A 22207-nucleotide genomic window follows, 5' to 3' on the forward strand; every position below is an offset into this window, starting at 1 on the left:
CCCGGCTTGCCCTGGCGGAGCCTGAACCGGACCACTTTGCCCCTGCCCCGGCCGATCACGGCTTTCCGCACCAGCAGCCCGCATCCGCGTCCCGCATGCGCGTCCCGCATGCGCGTCCCGCATCCGCATCCGCATTCGCATCCCGCGCCCTGTATCTCGCGCCCCACGCCGCCGCGTCGTCTCCGGGGAGTGATAGCTGCCAGCCGATTTGCCCCTCAGGGGTGCCGCTGGAGGGCCAATCGGCTGGCAGCGATTTCGGCAAGGGCGCTGCTTCGGGGCCGCTTGGCTGGCAGGGAGAGTGCCTGCGCGCGCCGGGAGCCCCAGGGTGCGCAGAGGGACGGCCCGCGGCGCGCCCGATGTCGGTGGTGGCGTCTACGATGGTGCGCATGGCCACAGCCCTGTACCGCCGCTATCGGCCTGAGAACTTCGCCGAGATGATCGGGCAGTCGCAGGTCACCGAACCCCTCATGACCGCGCTGCGCACCGGTCGTGTCAATCACGCCTACCTGTTCTCCGGCCCGCGAGGGTGCGGGAAGACGAGCTCCGCGCGCATCCTCGCCCGCTGCCTGAACTGCGCGGAGGGGCCGACCGACACGCCATGCGGTGTCTGCCAGTCGTGCGTCGAGCTCGCGCGCGACGGCGGAGGCTCGCTCGACGTGTTCGAGATCGACGCCGCCAGCCACGGTGGCGTGGAAGACGCTCGCGAGCTGCGAGAGCGCGCCATCCTCGCGCCGAGCCGCGACCGCTACAAGATCTTCATCATCGACGAGGCGCACATGGTGACCTCGGCCGGCTTCAACGCCCTGCTCAAGGTCGTCGAGGAGCCGCCGGAGCACGTGCGCTTCGTGTTCGCGACGACCGAGCCCGAGAAGGTCATCGGCACGATCCGCTCGCGCACGCACCACTACCCGTTCCGACTCATCCCGCCGGCCCTCATGCTCGAGTACGTCGAAGAGCTCTGCACCAGCGAGGGCGTCACCGCCGAGCCCGGCGTGCTGCCCCTCGTCGTGCGTGCCGGTGGCGGTTCTGCCCGAGACACGCTCTCGCTGCTCGACCAGATCATCGCGGGCTCCGAGACGGGTCTCCTCGGCTACCAGCGCGCCGCTGCCCTCCTCGGCTTCACCGGCCAGGAGCTGCTCGACGAGTCGATCGACGCCTTCGCCGACGCCGACCCTGCCGCTGCCTACACGGCGGTCGACCGCGTCATCCAGTCCGGGCAAGACCCTCGCCGCTACGTCGAGGACCTGCTCGAGCGCTTGCGTGACCTCATCGTCGCCAAGGCCACGGGTCCCGGTGCCGGAGCAGTGCTTCGCGGACTCGGAGCGGACGAGGTCGAGGCACTCCGCGTCCAGGCCGGTCGATTCTCGCCCGCCGCGCTCACGGGCATCGCCGACCTCGTCAACGAGACCCTCACCGACATGAGCGGGGTGACTTCGCCGAAGCTGCACCTGGAGCTCCTCGTCGCGCGCATCCTCGTAGCGTCGCGGGCCGACTTCATCGACAGCGGCACGCTGCTCGCCGTCGCGGATGCGCCGGGCACGTCGCCGAAGCGCCTCGCCGCCCCTGCCGCCGCTGGTGCCCCTGCGCCGGCGGCTGATGCCGCCGCGTCGGCGCCAGCGGATGCGCCTGCCGCAGCTCCGCAGACGGCCGCGCCTGCCTCAAGGTCCGGCTCCGTTTCAGGCGCCGAGCCAGCCGCAGCCCACGCACAGCAGCCGGTGCAGCAGCCGAAACCGGCCGACCATGCGCCGAGCGAGGCCGCGACACCACCCGCTGCCGAGCCCGCCGTTGGGGAATCCGACACCGCATCTGCGGCGCGTCTCGCCGCCGCGTCCTGGGCCGCCGCGACTCCTGGTTCTGGGGTGACCTCGAGCTCCGGGGCGACTACCGGCTCGGGAACGACTCCGGTGGCGGCCTCGGCGGCACCAGCAGCGGCCGCACCCGCGCCTGCATCGGCTCCGGCCCCTGTGGTGCTGCCGCCTGCCTCTCTCTCAGCTGAACCAACCGTGGACGCGGGGTCTCCCTCCGCGCCAGTCGAGGAGCAGCCCACGTCTTCTCCCGTCAGCGAAGCGAGCCAGGGTTCCGAGCCCGACGCCGCTCCCGGTCGGACGGCCGAGGCCGAAGCGCCCCTCGACGGCCAAGCGCCGGCGGACGCCGACGCCCCTGCCGAAGACGAGCCGGCCGCTCCGCCTGTCGCGGAGTCTGCGCCTGAACCCGAGTCCGCGCCGGCCCCCGTCTCTGCACCGGACCTCACCGCCGCGCAGGAACCCGCACCCGCTGAGGCCCCGGAGCCTGCTCCGGTTCCGCACGCCACAGCGGCGCGAGCCTCCGCTGAGCCTCCTGTGTTCGCGCAACTGCGCGACGCCTGGCCGACGTTGCTCGAGCGCATGCGCGACCTCGGCGGCACACACGCCTGGAGTGTCGCCCAGTCGGTGCATCCGCGCGATCTCGTCGGCGACCTTCTGGTCTTCGAGGTGCCGTCGCGCGCCGTGCTCGATCAGTTCCGCGGCGAGCGGGGGGCCGCCGACGCGCCGAGCGCTGTGCTGCGCACCGCCATCCAGGAGATGTTCGGCATCACCGTCAAGTTCCAGCCGCAGCGACCTGGCGGAGCGGGCGGCGCCGGGGCGCCAGGAGGAGGCCAGGCTCCCAGCCGCGGCGACGAGCCGGCGCCGGCACCAGCGGAGCCCGACCCGGCACCGGCTGCAGCTCCAGCCAAAGTTCGAGCCGCGGACACTCGCATCGCGGGCACCTCGCGAGAGCAGTCCACGGCTGCACCGGCCGCGACCGCGGCGCCCTCCGTGCCCGCATCCACTACCCCTTCGGCGAAGGCCTCGTCGAGCGGCCTCAACTGGACCGTCGCGAAGATCCCCGGGCAGGAGTCGGTTCCCGACGACGGCCCCGGTTCCGGATGGGCGACCGCGGCCATCCCCGGGTCCGGCCCTGCCTCAGGCGCGAGCTCGACGCCTCGCGTGCCCGCAGCATCCGCTCCGGGAGCAGTGGCGACCACGAGCGCAGCACCCGCGGGGCAGGCGGCACCTGTGGACGACGAGGCGCCAGCTCCCGTGGCAGCGCCAGCTCCGAAGCGCACGCAGCGCGTCGCGAGCGCACCCGTGATTCCCGGCGTCGAGCGCTACGGTGAGGCCATCGTTCGCGAGCGCCTCGGCGCACGCTTCATCGGCGAGGACATCATCGTGCCCGAGCCGGAGGCCGCCGAGCTGCCGCCTGAGGACGACTTCTCCGCACCACCACCACCTGAAGACGGGGGCTACTGAGCCGTGCGTGCACCATCATCCGAAGGTCGGAGCAACTGAGCCATGTATGAAGGCATCATCCAGGACCTCATCGACGAGCTCGGGCGCCTGCCCGGCGTCGGTCCCAAGTCCGCGCAGCGCATCGCGTTCCACATTGTGCAGACGCAGTCCTTCGACGTGTCGCGGCTCGCGCAGATCCTCGCCACCGTTCGTGAGCGAGTGCAGTTCTGCACCGTCTGCGGCAACGTCAGCGAGGGGCCCGAGTGCAACGTGTGCCGCGACCCGCGTCGCGACCGCACCGTCATCTGCGTCGTCGAGGAGCCGAAGGACGTGGCCGCCATCGAGCGCACCCGCGAATTCAGCGGCCTCTTCCATGTGCTGGGCGGCGCCATCAACCCGATGGAGGGCATCGGCCCGGACGACCTGAACATCCGCACCCTCCTGGCCCGGCTCGAATCGGGGGAGGTCAAGGAGGTCATCGTCGCGACTGATCCGAACCTCGAGGGAGACGCCACGGCGTCGTACCTGAGCCGACTCCTCACGAGCATCGGCGTGCCCGTCTCCCGGCTCGCCTCCGGCCTCCCCGTCGGCGGAGACCTCGAGTACGCCGACGAGATCACCCTGGGTCGCGCCTTCTCCGGCCGCCGCGCCATCGACTGACAGTCGCGCGGCGGACTGGCGAGCTCCGCCGGGCCCGCCGTCAGTCGCCGGCCGCGCCGGCCGCGCCACCGCCAGCGCTGTCAGCCGCGCAGGCCGCGGCCGTCCGCGCCGCGCCGTCCGCGCCGCTCCGCTCCGCGCCGCGCCGCTCCGCGCCGCTCCGCCGCCGATTGCCACCTCTTGCCGCCGCGCCCCTCCCCTCCGCTTCGCCGCCCTCACTTCTGCCGCCCATGGACCTGCCACCTTCACCCGCGCAACGCAAAGTTGTGGGCTGGTGCGGTTGCGTGCGTTGTTGACCACATCTGCCCACAACTCTGTCGAGGGGATGAGCGGGTGAATGGGTCTGCGGGTGAGCGGGCGATTGGGTCGGCGGGTCTGCGGGTCGGTGGGTCCCTGAGCGGGGCGGTGCGACGCCGACCTGCGCGGCGCAAAGTTGTGGGCTGGTGCGGTTGCGCGCGTCGTTAACCACATCTGCCCACAACTCTGTCGAGGGGATGAGCGGGTGAATGGGTCTGCGGGTCTGCGGGTGAGCGGGCGATTGGGTCGGCGGGTCTGCGGGTCGGTGGGTCCCTGAGCGGGGCGGTGCGACGCCGACCTGCGCGGCGCAAAGTTGTGGGCTGGTGCGGTTGCGCGCGTTGTTGACCGCATTTGCCCACAACTCTGTCGAGTGAGGGGCGCGAGTGAGGTGGGGCGCGAGTGAGGGGCGCGAGTGAGGTGGCGCGCACAGTGTCGTCGGGCGGTCACGGCCCTGCAATCAACGGAAACGAACGGCACCCGCGCTAGGAACCGCATGCCCCCGCCGGATAGGATGGGAGCTTGTGGCGCGCGAGCGAGGCTCGACGCGCATCCCGAACCGGAGGAGACACGACACGTGAGTCTGATCGTCCAGAAGTACGGCGGATCATCGGTCGCCGATGCCGAGAGCATCAAGCGAGTGGCCCGTCGAGTCGTCGAGACCCGCCGAGCAGGGAACGACGTCGTCGTGGCTGTCTCCGCCATGGGCGACACGACGGACGACCTCATCGACCTCGCCCACCAGATCGCGACGATCCCGGACGCGCGCGAGTTCGACATGCTCGTCACGACCGGAGAGCGCGTCTCGATGGCACTCCTCGCGATGGCGATCAAGGACCTCGGCATGGACGCCAGGAGCTACACGGGCAGCCAGGCGGGCATGATCACCGACTCCACGCACGGCGACGCCCGCATCGTCGACGTCACCCCGGTGCGCGTGCGCGAGGCGCTCGACGAGGGCGCCATCGCGATCGTCGCCGGCTTCCAGGGCTTCAACCGCGACTCCAAGGACATCACCACGCTCGGGCGCGGAGGATCGGACACGACCGCCGTCGCCCTCGCCGCGGCGCTCGGCGCCGACGTCTGCGAGATCTACACCGACGTCGATGGGGTCTTCTCCGCCGACCCGCGCATCGTGCCCAAGGCGCACAAGCTGAGCTACATCTCGAGCGAGGAGATGTTGGAGCTCGCCGCCTCGGGTGCGAAGGTCCTTCACATCCGCGCGGTCGAGTACGCACGCCGACAGGGAGTCACGCTCCATGTCCGCTCGTCGTTCTCCGACCACGAGGGCACCATCGTCTACAACCCAGACCGGGCAGAGGAGTACGAAGTGGAAGCAGCAATGATCGCGGGTGTCGCCCACGACCTGAGCCAGGCCAAGATCACCATCGCGGGGGTCCCGGACGTGCCAGGCAAGGCGGCTGCGATCTTCACGATCGTCGCCGAGCAGGGCGCGAACATCGACATGATCGTGCAGAACGTGTCCGAGCAGGACACGAAGGTCACCGACATCTCCTTCACGCTCCCGAAGGCCGACGCGCAGCGCGTGCTCGATGCCGTCGCCGCGGAGGGCGAGCAGATCGGCTACGCGTCGCTTCGTCTCACGGAGGACATCGGGAAGATCTCGCTGGTCGGCTCCGGCATGCGAACCAACATCGGCGTGACGGCGAAGCTCTTCACTGCGCTGAAGGATGCTGGCATCAACATCGACATGATCTCCACGTCCGAGATCCGCATCTCGATCATCACGCAGGCCGACCTCGTCACCGAGGCCACCCGTGTCATCCACACCGCCTTCGACCTCGACGGCGACGCCGAGGCAGTCGTCTACGCAGGCACCGGCCGCTGACGCGGCTGAGCAGAAAAGAGCACTCATGAGCACCAAATTGAACGTCGCCGTCGTCGGCGCGACCGGTCAGGTCGGCGCCGTCATGCGCACCCTCCTCGAGGAGCGCGACTTCCCCGTCGCGAGCATCCGCTTCTTCGCCTCCGCCCGCTCTGCGGGCACGACCCTGCCGTTCCGCGGCGAGGACATCACGGTCGAAGACGTCGCCGTCGCAGACGTGAGCGGCATCGACATCGCGCTCTTCTCCGCGGGCGCGACCACGTCGCGTGCGCAGGCCGAGCGATTCGCCGCCGCTGGCGCTGTTGTCATCGACAACTCGAGCGCGTGGCGCCGCGACCCCGAGGTGCCGCTGGTCGTCTCCGAGGTCAACCCGGAGGCCATCGTCGCGCCGCCGAAGGGCATCATCGCGAACCCCAACTGCACGACCATGGCCGCGATGCCCGTCCTCAAGGTGCTGCACGAGGCGGCCGGCCTCGAGCGCCTCGTCGTGTCGACCTACCAGGCGACGTCTGGCTCCGGCCTCGCGGGTGCCCGTGAGCTCTCCGGCCAGGCCGTCGCCGCGGTCTCGCAGGGCGAGGAAGCGCTCCTCGGGCTCGTGCACGACGGTTCGTCCGTCGAGTTCCCGGCTCCGGACAAGTACGTCGCCCCCATCGCCTTCAACGTGATCCCCCTCGCCGGGTCGGTTGTCGACGACGGATCCGAGGAGACCGACGAAGAGCAGAAGCTGCGCAACGAGAGCCGCAAGATCCTCGGCCTCCCCGAGCTTCGCGTGAGCGGAACGTGCGTTCGCGTCCCCGTCTTCACCGGCCACTCGCTGTCGATCAACGCCGAGTTCGCCGATGCGCTCACGCCTGACCGTGCGCGTGAGCTGCTCGCTGCGGCGCCCGGCGTCGCGCTGGTGGACGTACCCACGCCGCAGCAGGCTGCCGGCGCCGACCCGAGCCTCGTTGGCCGCATCCGCCAGGACCAGTCGGTTGACGGCAACCGCGGTCTCGCGCTGTTCATCTCGAACGACAACCTCCGCAAGGGCGCCGCGCTCAACGCGGTGCAGATCGCCGAGCTCGTCGCCGCCAAGGCCTGACGGCCGCCTCTTCCGCACAGAACGGACGCCCTCTCGGGGGCGTCCGTTCTTGCGTCTGGCGCCGAGAACGCCGCGGCGGAACGCGCACGTGGCGGTCATCGCATTCGAAAACGGCAAAAAGCCCAGAATGTGACGGCCGACGTGCATCCTCGAAGCGGACGTGCATCTGCCTCGGACGTAGACTGTCTCGGTGACTGATTCACAGAAGATCTACGACGTCGTTCTGATCGGCGGGGGCATCATGAGTGCCACCCTCGGCTCGCTTCTCAACAAGCTTGAGCCGGAGTGGAGCATCAAGATCATCGAGCGACTCGACGGACTCGCTCAGGAGAGCTCGAGCCCGTGGAACAACGCGGGAACTGGGCACGCGGCGCTCTGCGAGCTCAACTACACGCCTGAGAAGGACGGCGTCATCGACGCGTCCAAGGCGATCCAGATCAACGAGCAGTTCCAGGTGTCTCGTCAGTTCTGGGCCTCGCTCGTCGAGGCGGGCGAGCTGCCCGAGCCGTCCGGGTTCATCAACTCCGTGCCGCACATGACGTTCGTTCGAGGGGCCGAGAACGTCGAGTTCCTGCGTCGCCGCTTCGAGCTGCTCAAGACCGAGCCGCTCTTCTCGACGATGGAGTTCTCCGACGACCTCGAGGTCATCAAGGCGTGGGCGCCGTCGCTCGTCGAGGGGCGCCCGTCGGGCGAGAAGGTCGCCGCGACGCGTGTCGCCGCCGGAACCGACGTCGACTTCGGTGCGCTGACGCACAAGCTCGTGCAGGGTCTCGTCGACCGGGGCGCCGTGCTGCGCCTCAACACGGAGGTCATCGCGCTCCGCCAGCAGCGCGACGGCATCTGGCAGATCGCGACGCAGCAGCGTGCCGGCGAGCAGAAGGGGCGCAAGAACGTCACCCGTGCGCGCTTCGTGTTCGTCGGGGCAGGCGGCGGTGCACTCCCGCTGCTGCAGAAGTCGGGCATCGACGAGATCAAGGGCTACGGCGGCTTCCCCATCTCCGGCCAGTTCCTGCGCACCGACAACCCGGCGGTCGTCGAGAAGCATCTCGCGAAGGTCTACGGCAAGGCGTCCGTCGGCGCCCCGCCCATGTCGGTGCCGCACCTCGACACTCGTGTCGTCGACGGCAAGCCGGCTCTCATGTTCGGGCCGTACGCGGGCTTCAGCCCCAAGTACCTGAAGACGGGCAGCTACCTCGACCTCGTCAAGTCGCTGCGCCCGCACAACCTCATCCCGATGCTCGCGGTCGCGAAGGACAACTTCGACCTCGTCACCTACCTCGTCGGCCAGGTGCTCGCGAGCAAGGACAAGAAGTTCGAGCAGCTGCAGGAGTTCTTCCCGGAGGCGAACCCCGCCGACTGGCGCCTCATCACGGCGGGGCAGCGCGTCCAGGTCATGAAGAAGGACCCGAAGCGCGGCGGCATCCTGCAGATGGGCACGGAGGTCGTGGCCAAGAAGGACGGCTCGATCGCCGGCCTGCTCGGAGCCTCGCCCGGAGCATCCGTCGCCGTTCCGGTCATGATCGACCTGCTCGGCCGCTGCTACCCGCAGAAGAAGGCCGAATGGGCCCCGAAGCTCGAGGCGCTCGTACCGAGCCTCGGCACCGACGTCAACGATTCGGCCGAGCTCGCCGACTCGACGCAGGCGGCCAGCGCGAAGGCCCTCGAGCTCAACGCGCACTAGGCCACCCGCTCGGGCAGCCCCGAGTCAGCCGGCACACGCCACCGAAGCCGTTCCGCACCCGCGGGGCGGCTTCGCTGCGTCAGCCCTGGTTCGATCGGCGGCGCAGCGCGAGGCGGACGACGACGCCCACGAGGAAGACGCCGAGCGCCGACGCCAGCGCGAGCGGGGGCAGCGTCACGACGAGCACAACGCAGCCGAGGGCGCCGAGCGCTGAGATAGCGCGCGGAACGCTGCGGTGCTCCCTCGCCTGGGTGAGGGCGCTGACGTTCGCGACCAGGTAGTAGACGAGCACTCCAGCGCTGGAGAACCCGATGACCTCGCGGATGTCGCCGACGCAGATCAGCAGCGCGGCGCCGGCCGCGACGGCGAGCACCGCAACCCGTGGCACCGAGGTCGACGGATGCTGGCGCGCCAGCGAGCTAGGCAGCTCGTGTCGTCTGCCCATCGCCATCGCGGTCCGGGAGCTCCCCGCCAGCACGGCAGAGAGCGCCCCGATCGAGGCGACCGCGGCGAGGATGCCGATGACGGCCTGGACCGCGGGCTGGGTCTCGACGAGGGCAGCTATCGGAGCCGGTGTCAGCGCCAGCCTGCCCGGACCGAGCGTCGTGAGGAGCGCCCATCCGAGCATCGCCAGGATGACGCTCACGATGAGGAAGGACAGCAGCATCGCCCTTGGCACGGTGCGCCGCGGATCGCGGACCTCCTCGGAGAGCGTCGCGACGCGTGCGTATCCGGCGAAGGCGAAGAAGAGGATGCCAGCGCCCTGCAGGACGCCACTGGCCGAGAACTGGGCGTCGCTTCCGGACGCGGAGCCGAAGAGCGGCGGCGAGAGCTGCGCTGTGACCAGGACTGCGACGAGCCCGACCATCACGACGCCGGCGATGATCGTCGCGATGGCCGCTGTTCGCGTGATGCCGAACATCCCGGCGGCGGTGACGGCGAGCAGCACTGCGAGTGCGACCGGGCGCGCGAACGGCTCAGGCACGAGGTACGCGGCGGCTGTGATGGCCATGGCCGCGACCGAAGCCGTCTTGCCGATCACGAAGCCCCAACCGGCGAGGAAGCCGGGCCACTCGCCGAGCTGCTCGCGCCCGTAGAGGTACACGCCACCGGCTCCTGGATGCTGACGCGCGAGTTGCGCGGTCGATGCTGCGTTGCTCGCGGCGACGACCAGCGTGACCCCGAGGCTGAGCAGCAGCCAGCTGCCGGCCGCCTGGGCCGCCGGGGCGAACGCGGAGAAGACGCCAGCACCGAGCATGGCGGAGACGCCGATCGCCGTCGCGCCGACTGTGCCGACCTTCCTCGGCTCCGCCGTCTGCTGCATCCGCCCGCCTCCCGCTCCTGTGCGCATCGCCTGTTCGCCTGCCCGTCAGGCCGACGATAGGTGCCGTCGGTGAACGCCGCACGGCGGGTACGCTCAGGCGATGACCTCAGCTCCGTTCACGATTCGCGCGACGACGCCAGACGACTGGAACGAGGTGCGGGAGATCCGGCTCGAGATGCTCCAGGACACTCCGCTGGCCTACACGGAGACCCTCGAGGAGGCGCTCGGGCACGGCGAGGCGGAGTGGCGGCGGAGGGGCGCGCGAGGCGATGCGGCCAACGGCATCTCGCTCGTCGCGGTGCTCGACGACGGCCGCTGGGTGGGCACCATGGGGTGCGTCTCCTTCCGGGATGAGCCATGGCCGATGCTCGTCAGCGTGTACGTGGCGAGCGCCTTCCGCGGGGCGGCGGCCGGGGTGACGGATGCGCTGCTCGCCGAGGTCGAGGCGTGGGCCAGCTCGCGGGCGTCCGGGCTCATGCTGCACGTGCACGAGGACAACGCGCGGGCGAGGGCGGCGTACGAGCGGCGCGGCTTCGTCGTGACCGGCTCCACCATTCCCTACCCGCTCGATCGGCGGCAGCGGGAGCTGGAGATGGTCAAGCGGCTCTGACCTGTCGCACCGCGCGAACGGTGTCACGAGGTGGGCGGATGCGCGCCGTGCGGGTACGATCGACCGGGCTCAGCCCTGAAACGAGGAGGACCATGGCCAAGCTGTACTTCCGCTACGGGGCGATGAACTCGGGCAAGTCGACGGCGCTGCTGCAGGCGGCGTTCAACTACGAGGAGCGCGGGCACCGGGTGGTGCTCGCGAAGCCGGCGATCGACACGAAGGTCGAGGGGCATATCTCGTCGCGCCTCGGCATGACGAGGGGCGTCGAGATCCTCGTGGGTGTCGAGGACAGCCCCCGCGAGCAGCTGGCGGCGCTGGTCGCTGACGGCCAGCCGATCTCGTGCCTGCTCGTCGACGAGGCCCAGTTCCTGACGACCTGGCAGGTCGATGAGCTGCTGCGCATCGCCGTGCTCGATGGCATCCCGGTGCTCGCGTACGGCATCCGCACCGACTTCCAGACCATCGCGTTCCCCGGGAGCCAGCGGCTGCTCGAGATCGCGCACTCGCTCGAGGAGCTCAAGACCATCTGCCGCTGCGGGCGGAAGGCCATCTTCAACGGCCGCCGCGTCGCCGGTGAGTTCGTGTTCGACGGCGGCCAGGTCGCGATCGACCAGGGCGAGGTCAGCTACGAGTCGATGTGCGGCAACTGCTACCTCGAGGCGTCGCACGGACGACTCGGGGCGGGGCGCCTGTAGGTCGTCTCCGACCGGCGCACCCCGCCCCGAAAGCCCGGCTCAGGCGACGGTGGTCAGCTGAGCTCGGCGCGGAGGATGGCGGCTCCCGCCGACAGTGCGCTCAACTTGCCGTAGGCGACGTCTCGCGGCAGGGGAGCCATGCCGCAGTTCGTGCTCGCGATGAGCTTGTCCGCATCCACGAACTGGAGCGCCTTGCGGAGGGTGTCTGCGACCTCATCCGGGGTCTCGATCTCTTCGCTCGCCACGTCGATGGCGCCGAGCATGACCTTCTTGCCGCGGATCAACTCGATGAGGTCCATGGGCACGTGCGAGTGCTGGCTCTCGAGGGAGACGATGTCGATGGACGACTGCTGGATGAGCGGGAACGTCTTCTCGTACTGACGCCACTCCGCCCCGAGGGTGGCCTTCCAGTCGTTGTTCGCCTTGATGCCGTAGCCGTAGCAGATGTGCACGACGGTCTCAGCGCCAAGGCCCTCCGCGGCACGCTCGAGAGCTGCGACGCCCCAGTCCTGCACGTCGTCGAAGAAGACGTTGAAGGCGGGCTCGTCGAACTGGATGATGTCGACTCCGGCGGCCTCGAGCTCCTTGGCCTCCTGGTTGAGGATCGTCGCGAACTCCCACGCGAGCTTCTCGCGGCTCTTGTAGTGGCGGTCGGAGAGGGTGTCGATCATCGTCATTGGCCCGGGGAGTGCCCACTTGATCTTCTGGTCGGTCTGCTGGCGAAGGAACTTCGCGTCCTCGACGAAGACGGGCTGCTTGCGGCTCACGGCGCCGACGACGGTGGGCACGCTCGCGTCGTAGCGGTCGCGGATGCGGACCGTCTCGCGATTCTCGAAGTCGACGCCCTCGAGGTGCTCGATGAAGGTCGTGACGAAGTGCTGGCGGGTCTGCTCACCATCGCTGATGATGTCGACGCCGCGATTGCGCTGTTCCTGGACGGCGATGCGAAGCGCATCCTGCTTGCCCTCGACGAGCGCCGCGCCCTCGAGCTCCCAGGGCGACCAGAGGACCTCTGGCTTCGCGAGCCAGGACGGCTTTGGCAGGCTGCCGACGCTTGCGACGGGGAGGAGTGTGTTCATGTTCGTCGATCCTTCTGGGGTCATCGAGCGGAGACGGCGTAGCCGGCGGCCCAGGCGTCGAGCACGTCGCCGTGCGGCTTCACGAAGTGCTCCTGGGTGTAGCGGCCCTGGGTGATGGCGAGCTGGCTGCGCTCCTCGCGGTCGTAGGCGATCTCGGTGCGGGAGAAGTCCTGCTGGTCGAGTGTGGGGCTGTAGATGTTCGCGGCGGCGGAGTTGGCGTTGTAGATCTCGGGTCGGTAGATCTTCTGGAACGCCTCCATCGTGCTGATCGTGCCGATGAGCTCGAGGGTGGAGTAGTCGCTGAGCAGGTCTCCTCGGAAGTAGAACGCGAGCGGGGCGACGCTGCCCGGGGGCATGAAGTAGCGGACCTGCAGCCCCATCTTGCCGAAGTACTGGTCGGTCAGGGAGTACTCGTCCTGCCGGTACTCGACGCCGAGGACGGGATGGTGGTTGTCGGTGCGCGTGTACGTCTTGCTCGTCGAGACGCTGATGCAGATGACGGGCGACTTCGGGAACCGCGCCTGGTAGGCGGCCGAGTCGAGGAAGTGCTGGAACAGCTTGCCGTGGAGCTCGCCGAAGCCGTCTGGCAGGGAGAATCCGCCCCCGCCCGCGTTTGCCGACGGCAGCAGCACACTGAAGTCGTAGTCGCGGAGGTAGGAGGAGAAGTTGTTGCCGACGATGCCCTGGTGGTGCTCGTCCGTCGACTGGTCGACGATCCCGATGTCGAGGACCTCGAGCAGTGGAAACTCGCGGTCGTCGCCTTCGTCATCGAACTGCAGCGACGCGGAGATGATGTCGAGCTCGAGCGTGTAGCGGTCGCCGGTCGGATTGTCCCAGCGGGCGAGGTCGTTGAAGCGCCGGTCGATCATCGTCAGGGCGTTGCGGAGGTTCTGCTGACGGTGCTCGCCGCGGGCCAGGTTGGCGAAGTTCGTGGTGATGCGGGAGCTCTCCGACGGCGCGTAGTGCTCGTCGAAGCGGGTGGTGGTGATGTTGAACGTGATGTCGTTCGCCATGTGAGGCCTATCCGGGAGTCGAGAGGCCGGTCGGCCTGTGGGCGTGGATGCGTCCATTGTGCAGGCGATTCGCGGCCATCGAGTAATTCGGCGCAACTATGCGTCACTATAGGCTTCGGCTATGACTCGGCGATCGAACGGCGTGACTCTGCAGCAGCTGCATTACTTCGTCGAGGTCGCCGCCGAACGGTCGATCAGTGCCGCCGCCGACATGCTGTTCGTCGCCCAGCCGACGATGTCTGCGGCGATGAAGGATCTCGAGACCCGGGTGGGCCGAGCGCTCCTCGTCCGCTCTGCCCGTGGCGTCTCGCTCACGACCGACGGGACGGAGTTCCTGCGGTACGCGAAGCAGGTCGTCGAGCAGGTGGAGCTGCTCGAGCAGCGCTACCTCGGTCGCCCGCCTTCGCGTCGCCTGCTCGGGGTGTCCGCGCAGCACTACTCGTTCGCGGTCGACGCGTTCGTCCGCATGGTCAAGGGCACCGGGGCGGCCGAGTACGAGTTCTCGCTGCGCGAGACCCGCACGTGGGACATCATCGAGGACGTGCGCACGCTCCGCAGCGAGCTGGGCCTCCTCTACCGGAACGAGTTCAACCGGAACGTCATCGACAAGCTGCTGCGGGAGTCGGGCCTCGCGTTCCACACGCTGTTCCTCGCGGAGCCGCACATCTTCGTCTCCCGGAGGAACCCGCTCGCGTCGAAGGCGCGCGCGACCCTCGACGACCTCGCCGGCCTGCCTCGGCTCACGTTCGACCAGGGCGCGAACAATTCGTTCTACTTCGCCGAGGAGATCCTCTCCACGCTGTCGAGCAAGCAGGAGATCCGCGTCTCCGATCGTGCGACGATCTTCAACCTCATGATCGGCCTCGACGGCTACACGATCTCGACGGGCATCATCAGTGACGACCTCGACCCGGGCATCGTCGCTGTCCCGCTCGACGTGGATGAGCGCATCGAGATCGGCTGGATCGGCCACTCCGCGATTCCCCTCACCGCTCAGGCGCAGCGGTACCTCGACGAGGTGCGGGCGGTTGTCGCGGAGGCTGGGGTGGAGCTGCTCGGGTAGGGGTGACGTGTCCGCGGTCGCGGAGCGACCTCACGCCTCGAACGCCACCCGCCCGCCCACAACCGTCAGCACTGTCCGCGCCGTGAGCAGGCTCGCGGCTGGCTCGGTGAGCACGTCGGTGTCGACGACCGCGAAGTCGGCGGCGGAGCCCTCGCGGATCTCGCCGCGCCAGCTCGCGTCGCCGACGGAGGTGGCTGCGTCCCGCGTCGCGTGGAGCAGTGCGCGCTCGATCGGCACGGTGCGGTCGAGGCGAGCCGCCGAGTAGCTCGGGTCAAGGGCCGACTCGCGGGTCGCCGCGATGTAGAGGTTGGCGAGCGGACCGTACGGGGCGGTGGGCGCATCCGTCGAGAACGCCAGCGTCGCCTGGGCGTCCTCGTACTCGTGCCAGGCGAAGCCCCGCTCGACGCGGTCGTCGTCGAGCTGCGCGATCCAGTTGCCGAGCACCGCCGGATCGGCGTGCACGGGCTGCATGGAGGCCGTCACCCCGAGGGCCGCCATGCGCTCGGCGGTGCCGGGTGCGGCGTACTCGAGATGCTCGATCCGGTGTCGGCGCGGAATGTCGCCGTTGGCCTCGAACGCGTGCTCAAGTGCATCCAGTGCCATGCTGCTCGCCGCGTCTCCGATGGCGTGCATCGCGATCTGCAGGCCGGCCGCATCTGCCGCCGCGACCACGGGGAACAACCGGTCCGCCGGCCAGATGGCATCGGCGTTCGACCCGTCGGCGTACGGCGTGCTCATCGCCGCCGTGCAGGCGTCGATCGTGCCGTCGAGGATGAGCTTGATGCCGACCACGCGCAACCATGGCGAGGCATGCCGGGCCGAGAGCTCGCCGGCACGATCGACCTGCGAGAGGTTCTGGGCGTCGTCGTCGGTATTGGAGACGAGCCAGTGCGCCGCCACCCGGAGGGGGAGGGTGCCGCCCCGTCGGTCCGCCGCGCGCCGGAGCGCGTCGAGCGCGACCTCGTTGAGCGCCATATCGACGACCCCCGTCACGCCGACGGCGCTGTACGCGGCGAGCACGCGCTCGACGGCGACGTCTCGGTCGGCGTCGGTCATCGCGGCGTCACGCTGCGCCCACGCGTACTCGACCGCGGCCGTCTCGAACAGCATGCCGTCCGGCTCCCCATCCGCATCCCGCCCGATGCGGCCGCCGCTCGGGTCAGGGGTGTCGCGGGTGATGCCGAGCTCCCGCAGGGCCGCGGTGTTGACCCAGCAGGAGTGGTAGTCGTTCGCGTCGAGGTACACGGGCACATCGGCGACGACCTCATCGATCATCGCCGCCGTCGGGGCGCCGCTCGGGATCGAATCGAACAGCCAGCCGCGCCCCCGCAGGACGCGGGCATCAGGGTCCGCTGCGCGGGCCTCGGCCAGCAGGCGCTGGATCTCACCGAGGTTGCGGGCATCCGTGAGCCCCACCTGCCCGAGGGCCTCGCCCATCATCACGAGGTGCGTGTGCGCGTCGGTGATCCCGGGGAGCACGAGCTGCCCGCCCAGGTCGAGCGTCGCGTCCGGATGCGCGGTGAAAGCTCTGGCGCCGGCCTCGTCGCCGACGAACGCGAACACCTCGTCGCGCACCACGAATGCCGTCGGGGCGGGTGCATCCGCTGCGGTCCCGGATGCGGTGCCCTGGAAGACGCGGGCATTCGAGTACAGGGTGGTGGTCATGCGTTGGCCTCCGTGAGGATCGGGGTGGAACGTTCGGCGCGGGTCGAGATGGCCGCGATGACGCCGGTGGGGACGGCCAGGACGAAGCTCGTGATGCCGAGCGCGAGCGTGAAGCCCTGCGCACCGAGCGTCTCGCTGAGGCTGGCCCCGACGAGGGGAGTGAGGGCTGAGCCGACAAGATAGACGGAGAGGAGTGGGCCGGACCAGCGGCCACGTGCATCCAGCGCAGCCGCCGTCGAGAGGAAGTACATGTACGCGACGGCGTAGATGGAGTTCCAGGCGATGAACGCCACGATGAGCGCCGCCTCGTCGGTGAGCGTGCCCTGCACGATCTTGAGGATGCCGCCGAGCACCAGCAGGACGACGAGGGGCACGGCCCGGCCGAGGCGGTTGCCGACGGCCATGAGCGCAAGCGAGCCGAGGAGCCCGCCCGCGGTGGCGCCGGAGAGCGCGATGCCGAGCCCCTCCGGGGTCAGGCCGCTCGTCTCGGCACCGATGACGCCGATCATCGCCCAGAGTGAATCCTCGCTGACCGCCCAGAGCGCGAAGACGACCAGCAGACCGAAACCGCTCACCGTGAGCAGACGCGACGACGCGGCGCTCTGCGTGCGGATCGCGCCGGTCGGCGTGATCTCGATCGGCATCGCCTCGCCCGTCGCGGCGCCAGCTGTTCCGAGTGCGGTATCCGCATCGAGCAGGGGAACGCGGGGGAGCCACCTCGTCATGATCAGGCCGATGGCCGAGAAGAGCGCGAGCGAGCCGAAGACGTTGAGCGGCGCGAGCCCGAGCAGGGGCAGGGTCGCGAGGACGATCGAGATGACGCCTCGGTTCGTGAAGCCGTTCCAGCCGGCCACGCGGTCCGGGTTCCGGAACGACGCCATCGCCGCTCCGGCCGAGGCGACTGCTCCGCCGGCGCCGATGCCGCCGACGAGCAGGCCGGGGATCGTGAGCGACGGCACGAGGGCCGCGGCGAGGAACCCGAGCGTCGCGACGGCGAGACCGATGCGGGCCACCTGATGGCGGCGCGCGCCCGCGCAGAGGCCGGCGGCGGCGAGGCCGGCGACCGCGGTCAGGAGGAGCGTGCCCGTGACGAGCCAGCTCGCGGCGAGCACGTCGAGGCCGACCGCCGTCTGTGCCGCCGTGATCATGTACGGCGACAGGTTCACGGCCAGGTAGCCGGCGATCGCGATGGCGAACGTCGCAGAGGCCGGCGCGAGGCGCAGGGGCACTCGCGTGCTGAGTTCGGCTGCAGTGGTCATGGGGCTCCATGGGTCTGGGTTCTCGGCGTGCGTCCTGCTGCTGCGAACAGGGTCCGGCGCAACGCGCGTTTGGCGAACACCATTCGCCAGCGAATGGTGTTCGCTAGTATGCACGGAGACGGGGCCGAGCGGAAGGCATCCGGAGCATTTTCCTCGAACAACGCGACGGGGAGGCCAATACACGTGCACGAGGTGAAGGGGCGGGCCATGGAGGGACGCAGGATCGTCGGGCTCACGCCGGCCCGCATCGCCGACGCCGGGCTGCAGCTCGTCGAAGCTGGCGAGCCGTTCGGCGTCAACGCCATCGCGCGCAAGCTCGAGGTGCGGCCGTCCTCGCTCTACAAGCACGTCGCGGGGCTCGACGACATCGTCGAGCTCATGCGCGGCCGTCTCGTCGATCGCTACCGGGCAACGCCGGAGCGACGGACATGGGACCAGTACGTCGAGGAGGTCGTGCGGCTCCAGCGGCGCATGTACGCCGACCACCCGGCGCTGCTGCCGTTCCTCATCGGGAAGACGATCACGAGCTCCTCGGTGATCGAGGCCTACGACGACCTCGCCGTCGCGCTGCAGGCCGGGGGCTTCCCCGACGACGACATCGTCACGCTCATCGGCATGATCGACGCGTTCGCGCTCGGCTTCGGCCTCGAGCTGGCGTCACCGGAGCAAGTCTGGCAGCCGGATGCGCCGACTCGGCTCTTCGGGAGGCTCCTCGCCGACTCCGGGTCGGGCCCCGAGCGCATCGAGCGCTCGTTCGAGCTCGGACTCGCGGTCCTGCTCGCGGCGCTGCGCGAACGCCTCCCGCGCGCCCAGAGCTGAGTTGTGGTCGCTCTCGCGCCCCCGCAAGCAACCACAAGTCAGCCCTGGGCCGGGGGAGTCCCGTCCTGGGTGGGGCAGAATTGCCGTCGAGTCAGTAGCCTGGTGGCACCCGCCCGCTACCCCCCCTCTCAGCCCGGAGCCCACGATGACGTTCTCGCACGGTGCCGCTCCCGAGCGCACACGCAGCAGCCCTTGGCTGTACGTCGTGCTCGGCGTCGTTCTCGTGGCCGCGCTCGCGGTGCTCGGCTTCTTCTTCGGCGGTGCGCTGCTCACGCAGGCAACGAGCCGGGCCGCGGAGGCCGACGAGACGGTCACGGTCGGCAGCGACGAGTCGGCCGTCGCGCTCGTCGCGCCGGCCGGGTGGGTCATCGTGCCCCACTACTTCGGCACCGACATCGTGACGCTCCGCAGTCCGGATGCGCGCCTCGAGATCACCTTCCAAGTGCCCTCCCAGCCCCAGTCGATGGTCGATGCGTCCGAAGCCGCGGCAGGAGAAGCGAGCGAGGCGCTTGTCAAGGACGGGTTGGTGCCAGAGGGCGCGATGGCCGCCGACGCCGGCGGCCTCTTCTGGATCGACGAGGCGCCGAAGGAGGGGCTCTCCGTTCGCCACGCGAGCTACGAGTACGGGCAGGCTGCCGCAGAGGGTCAGGGGGCTCCCGGCGTGATGGTCGGCTCCGCGGCCATCGCAAGCGCGGGCGCGACCTCGCCGAACGCTGCCGTGCGCTTCAGCGCCAGCGCGGACGACCTCGACCGCTACCGCCCGGCCATCGCCCAGATCCTCGAGAGCATCGGCGGGCCGGTCGCGTGACACGCAGTCGATGGCGCTCGCGGCACCCGAGCACGCAGCCTCGCCCTCTCCGGCGCCTGCTCGCCGTCGCGATGCTCACGGCGACGACCCTCGCGCTCTCGGCGTGCGCCCCCGCTCCCGACCTGGCCTGGCAGCCGCCCGTTCGCGCGGCCGTGACGAGCTTCGACGAGGCGGCCGGCGCTGTCGCCGGTGCGGAAGCCGGTGCCACGCCCCTGGACCATTACCGCATCCGCGACTCGGCACCCGCCGTCGACGCGAGGTGGACGGAGGTGCCAGGGCAGACCGATCTGAACTCGCGCATCCGCTCGCTGGTCGTCGACACGGTCGGCGCGTTCGCGACGAGGCTCGGCACCGTGTACGAGCCTGAGGCCGCAGCAGCGGGAGCGGGGCTCGGAAATCGCGGCTGCGAGGCGGGCTCCAGCAGCACGCCGGCCGCGGAGGTGCTCGCCCTAGGCGGCGCCACCGAGGGTGAGGCGCTGGTCATCACCTGCGAGATCGTCGTCGCAAGCGGCAGCGAGTTCGGCGAGCGCGTCCGGGTCGTCGAGGGAACCGCGGGAGCAGCGCCGGCAATCACCCGGGACGAGAGCTTCGTCTTCTTCGCCGACACTGCGACGGCGCAGCAGGCGGGTGGCGTCGACGTCATCACTGCGGACGCGGCGCTGGCCATCTGGAACGAGCTCGTGCTCGCCGCGCGGCGAGAGCTCGGCGCCCTCTGGGACACGCAGGTCGCGGCCCCGAGCGACATCAACGCGGCCGTGCTCGCGCAGGGCTTCGCCGACGTCACGCCCACCCCGGACGGTGGGCTGCGGATCGGCATCCCCGCGGGCCTCCTCACCCCTGAGATGGACGTATCCGGCGGTGCGAACGCGGCTCCTCCCGTCTCTCCGGACGGCGAGACCACGCTCGTCGTCGGCGAGCCGATCTCGCAGCGCTTCCCGAGCATCCACATCGGCGCGGAGGCGGCAGCCCCCATGCTCACCGATCTCGGTCGCGAGCTCGTCGCCGCCTCGGTGACCCCGCAGCCGCTCGTCGCGGGCCAGCGGCCGCTCGCCGGCGACCGCCAGGTCGACTGCGCGCTGTTCCCGTGTGTCGCCCTGACCTTCGACGATGGGCCGGCGCCGATCACGCAGACGCTCCTCGGGCAGCTGCGGGAGCACGACGCGACCGCGACCTTCTTCCTCGTCGGCCCCAATGTGCAGCGGCACCCCGAGATCGCGAGGCAGATCGACGACGACGGTCACCAGCTCGGCAACCACTCGTGGACGCATCCGCAGTTCACGACCCTCGACGACAAGAAGATCGAGGAAGAGGTCAAGAAGACCAACGACGCCATCGCCGCCGCGACCGGAGAACGGCCGAGCGTCTTCAGGCCTCCATACGGCGACCTCGACGCGCGGGTCCTCACGAAGCTCGGCATGCCGGCCATCCTGTGGGACATCGACACCCTCGACTGGGAGGGGCCACCCCACGAGACGCTCGTCGACCGCGGCGCGAACGAGGCAGAGGGCGGGTCGATCATCCTCATGCACGACATCCACGACTCGACCGTCGACGCGGTGCCCGAGATCCTCACAGGCCTCCACGACCGGGGGTTCGTGCTCGTGACGATCGACCAGATCTTCGGCGGCGCCCCCGCGGCCGGCAACAGCTACACGTCAGCGCGGTAGCTCAGGGCTACCAGACCAAGACAGCTCCGCCAAGACGGCTAGGCCTCGACCTGCGCGGCCCAGGCCCGCAGGAGCACTGCGAGTGCGTTTCGCGCATCCTCGAGCTCGGCCATGCTCGCGAACGAGGCGACGGCGCGGCCCGGGCCCGGCCACGTGAGCAGCTTCGAGCGGTCGTCGACGACGACCTCCGGGTGCGCTGGCTTCACCTTCGCGCCCGTGTGCAGGACAAGCTGCACGACCTTCGGACGCCGGAGATTGAGGGTCGCGAAGTCGTCGGCGACCGCGTAGTTCGGCGACTTCCACTTGAGGCTCTCGACGACGTCGGGATGCGCGTCGAGCAGCAGCTCGCGCAGACCGGCCGCCACCTCCCGCAGCGGATGCTCGAGCTCGGCGAAGTACGCATCGACATCCGGCGACGGGGCAGCGGTCATGCCGCCAGCGTAGACCCGTGGTCCGCCGGCGGCTCGACTCGCTGCACTGCTCGGGCTCGGAGTGCCGGTCAGTACTTCGCCGACTGGCCGCCGTCGATGGGAACGACCGCAGCGTTGATGTAGCTCGCGTCGTCCGACAGGAGGAACGCGACGACCGCGGCGATCTCCTCGGGCTGCCCATAGCGCTTCGTGGGGTTGATCTGGATGAACTGCTCTGCGGCCTGCTTCGGGTTCTCCGCGTCGAGCTGGCGCATGGAGTTCTCGACCATTGGCGTCCAGATCGCGCCGGGCGCGATGGCGTTGATGCGCACGCCGAACTGGCCGTACTCGATGGCCGAGTTGCGGGTGAGGCCGACGACGCCGTGCTTTGCGGCAGCGTAGCCCGACTGGTTTCCGACGCCGCGGATGCCGCCGACGGACGCCGTGTTCACGACGAAGCCGGAGCCCTGCTCGCGCATGACCTTGAGCACCTTCTCGAGCCCGAGGAACACCCCACGGAGGTTGATGGAGACGACCCGCTCGAACTCGTCTGCGCCGAAGTCCTCGGTGAGGTTCTGGCGGCCTTCGATGCCGGCGTTGTTGAAGAAGCCGTCGATGCGGCCGAAGCGCTCGAGAGTGGCGGCGACGTACGCGTCGGTGTCGGCCTCGCTGGAGACGTCCGCGGTCGTCGTGAAGACCTCGGCGTCGGGAGCGGTCTCGAGGATGGCCGCCTTGCTCGCTTCGAGGCCCTGCTCCGAGATGTCGACGAGTGCGAGCTTTCCGCCCTCGCTCGCGACGCGGGTCGCGGTGGCTCGGCCGAGGCCGGATCCTCCGCCGGTGATCAGAACGACTTTGTCGGTGAACCGAGACATGCTTCTCCTTCGTTGCGGTGCATCGCCCGGCAGTTGCAGGACGACACTCTAGTTATGTCTTGACCTAGTGAATTTATTCCCGAGACGCCTCCGCGGCTGGCCCGACTCGCCCCCAG

At 69.8% G+C, this 22207-nt stretch carries 18 protein-coding genes; 11 read left to right on the forward strand and 7 right to left on the reverse strand.

The genetic code is table 11. The annotated features are described in order from the left end of the window. The first annotated feature begins 386 nt into the window (after positions 1–386). From C5E10_RS03470 to C5E10_RS03490, 5 genes are all read left to right on the forward strand, one after another. A complete protein-coding gene (locus tag C5E10_RS03470; protein WP_104330459.1) occupies positions 387–3269 on the forward strand; it encodes a DNA polymerase III subunit gamma and tau in 2883 nt (960 codons plus the stop codon). A gap of 42 nt (positions 3270–3311) precedes the next feature. Continuing rightward, positions 3312–3908, forward strand: coding sequence for a recombination mediator RecR (recR, locus tag C5E10_RS03475; protein ID WP_068476612.1), 597 nt, complete (start codon positions 3312–3314; stop codon positions 3906–3908). Between the two features lie 868 nt (positions 3909–4776). Further along, positions 4777–6048, forward strand: a complete 1272-nt coding sequence (locus tag C5E10_RS03480) for an aspartate kinase (RefSeq protein WP_104243220.1) — start codon at positions 4777–4779, stop codon at positions 6046–6048. A gap of 25 nt (positions 6049–6073) precedes the next feature. Further along, entirely contained in the window at positions 6074–7126 is a 1053-nt protein-coding gene (locus C5E10_RS03485) for an aspartate-semialdehyde dehydrogenase (protein ID WP_104243219.1), read from the forward strand. A 190-nt stretch (positions 7127–7316) separates the two neighbouring features. Continuing rightward, positions 7317–8807, forward strand: coding sequence for a malate:quinone oxidoreductase (locus tag C5E10_RS03490; RefSeq protein ID WP_104330460.1), 1491 nt, complete (start codon positions 7317–7319; stop codon positions 8805–8807). 79 nt (positions 8808–8886) lie between these two features. On the opposite strand, the gene C5E10_RS03495 is transcribed toward C5E10_RS03490, so the two are convergent. Further along, the gene (locus tag C5E10_RS03495) at positions 8887–10131 is read right to left on the reverse strand and encodes an APC family permease (RefSeq protein ID WP_104330461.1); all 1245 of its coding nucleotides are present in this window, start codon (positions 10129–10131) and stop codon (positions 8887–8889) included. Positions 10132–10231: 100 nt separating this feature from the next. On the opposite strand from C5E10_RS03495, the gene C5E10_RS03500 reads away from it, so the two are divergent. Both C5E10_RS03500 and C5E10_RS03505 read left to right on the forward strand, forming a co-directional pair. After that, positions 10232–10741, forward strand: coding sequence for a GNAT family N-acetyltransferase (locus C5E10_RS03500; RefSeq protein WP_104330462.1), 510 nt, complete (start codon positions 10232–10234; stop codon positions 10739–10741). A gap of 92 nt (positions 10742–10833) precedes the next feature. Continuing rightward, positions 10834–11436 carry a thymidine kinase gene (locus C5E10_RS03505; RefSeq protein WP_104330463.1) on the forward strand — a complete coding sequence of 201 codons (603 nt, stop codon included), beginning with the start codon at positions 10834–10836 and terminating at the stop codon, positions 11434–11436. A gap of 53 nt (positions 11437–11489) precedes the next feature. Here the strand turns inward: C5E10_RS03505 and C5E10_RS03510 are convergent, their stop codons facing one another. Both C5E10_RS03510 and C5E10_RS03515 read right to left on the reverse strand, forming a co-directional pair. After that, positions 11490–12515, reverse strand: a complete 1026-nt coding sequence (locus tag C5E10_RS03510; protein ID WP_104299733.1) for a methionine synthase — start codon at positions 12513–12515, stop codon at positions 11490–11492. Between the two features lie 20 nt (positions 12516–12535). Then, on the reverse strand, positions 12536–13528 hold the full coding sequence (locus C5E10_RS03515; RefSeq protein WP_104330464.1) for a DUF1852 domain-containing protein: 993 nt from the start codon (positions 13526–13528) through the stop codon (positions 12536–12538). A 121-nt stretch (positions 13529–13649) separates the two neighbouring features. Here C5E10_RS03515 and C5E10_RS03520 point away from each other — a divergent pair, with 121 nt between their 5' ends. Further along, the gene (locus C5E10_RS03520; protein ID WP_104243205.1) at positions 13650–14591 is read left to right on the forward strand and encodes a LysR family transcriptional regulator; all 942 of its coding nucleotides are present in this window, start codon (positions 13650–13652) and stop codon (positions 14589–14591) included. Between the two features lie 30 nt (positions 14592–14621). On the opposite strand, the gene C5E10_RS03525 is transcribed toward C5E10_RS03520, so the two are convergent. Together C5E10_RS03525 and C5E10_RS03530 are read right to left on the reverse strand one after the other, a co-directional pair. Next, positions 14622–16256: an amidohydrolase gene (locus tag C5E10_RS03525; RefSeq protein WP_104330465.1), complete on the reverse strand. Its 1635-nt coding sequence runs from the start codon at positions 16254–16256 to the stop codon at positions 14622–14624. After that, positions 16253–17515 carry an MFS transporter gene (locus tag C5E10_RS03530; RefSeq protein ID WP_181062621.1) on the reverse strand — a complete coding sequence of 421 codons (1263 nt, stop codon included), beginning with the start codon at positions 17513–17515 and terminating at the stop codon, positions 16253–16255. Before C5E10_RS03530 ends, C5E10_RS03525 begins: the two co-directional genes overlap by 4 nt. A gap of 207 nt (positions 17516–17722) precedes the next feature. Between C5E10_RS03530 and C5E10_RS19035 the strand changes: the two genes are divergently transcribed. The 3 genes from C5E10_RS19035 to C5E10_RS03545 all read left to right on the forward strand — a co-directional run bounded on the left by C5E10_RS19035 (position 17723) and on the right by C5E10_RS03545 (position 20809). Further along, on the forward strand, positions 17723–18334 hold the full coding sequence (locus C5E10_RS19035; RefSeq protein WP_181062622.1) for a TetR/AcrR family transcriptional regulator: 612 nt from the start codon (positions 17723–17725) through the stop codon (positions 18332–18334). 145 nt (positions 18335–18479) lie between these two features. After that, entirely contained in the window at positions 18480–19142 is a 663-nt protein-coding gene (locus tag C5E10_RS03540; RefSeq protein WP_104330468.1) for a hypothetical protein, read from the forward strand. Further along, positions 19139–20809 carry a polysaccharide deacetylase family protein gene (locus tag C5E10_RS03545; RefSeq protein ID WP_104330469.1) on the forward strand — a complete coding sequence of 557 codons (1671 nt, stop codon included), beginning with the start codon at positions 19139–19141 and terminating at the stop codon, positions 20807–20809. The genes C5E10_RS03540 and C5E10_RS03545 overlap by 4 nt, the downstream gene beginning before the upstream one ends. A gap of 38 nt (positions 20810–20847) precedes the next feature. On the opposite strand, the gene C5E10_RS03550 is transcribed toward C5E10_RS03545, so the two are convergent. Together C5E10_RS03550 and C5E10_RS03555 are read right to left on the reverse strand one after the other, a co-directional pair. After that, the gene (locus tag C5E10_RS03550) at positions 20848–21240 is read right to left on the reverse strand and encodes a DUF1801 domain-containing protein (protein WP_104330470.1); all 393 of its coding nucleotides are present in this window, start codon (positions 21238–21240) and stop codon (positions 20848–20850) included. A 68-nt stretch (positions 21241–21308) separates the two neighbouring features. Then, positions 21309–22091 (reverse strand): glucose 1-dehydrogenase, encoded by a 783-nt coding sequence (locus C5E10_RS03555; RefSeq protein WP_104330471.1) that lies wholly within the window; start codon positions 22089–22091, stop codon positions 21309–21311. Positions 22092–22207 lie beyond the last annotated feature (116 nt).

Origin of the sequence: Pseudoclavibacter sp. RFBG4 (assembly GCF_002931515.1) — a bacterium.
Classification (GTDB): domain Bacteria; phylum Actinomycetota; class Actinomycetes; order Actinomycetales; family Microbacteriaceae; genus Pseudoclavibacter.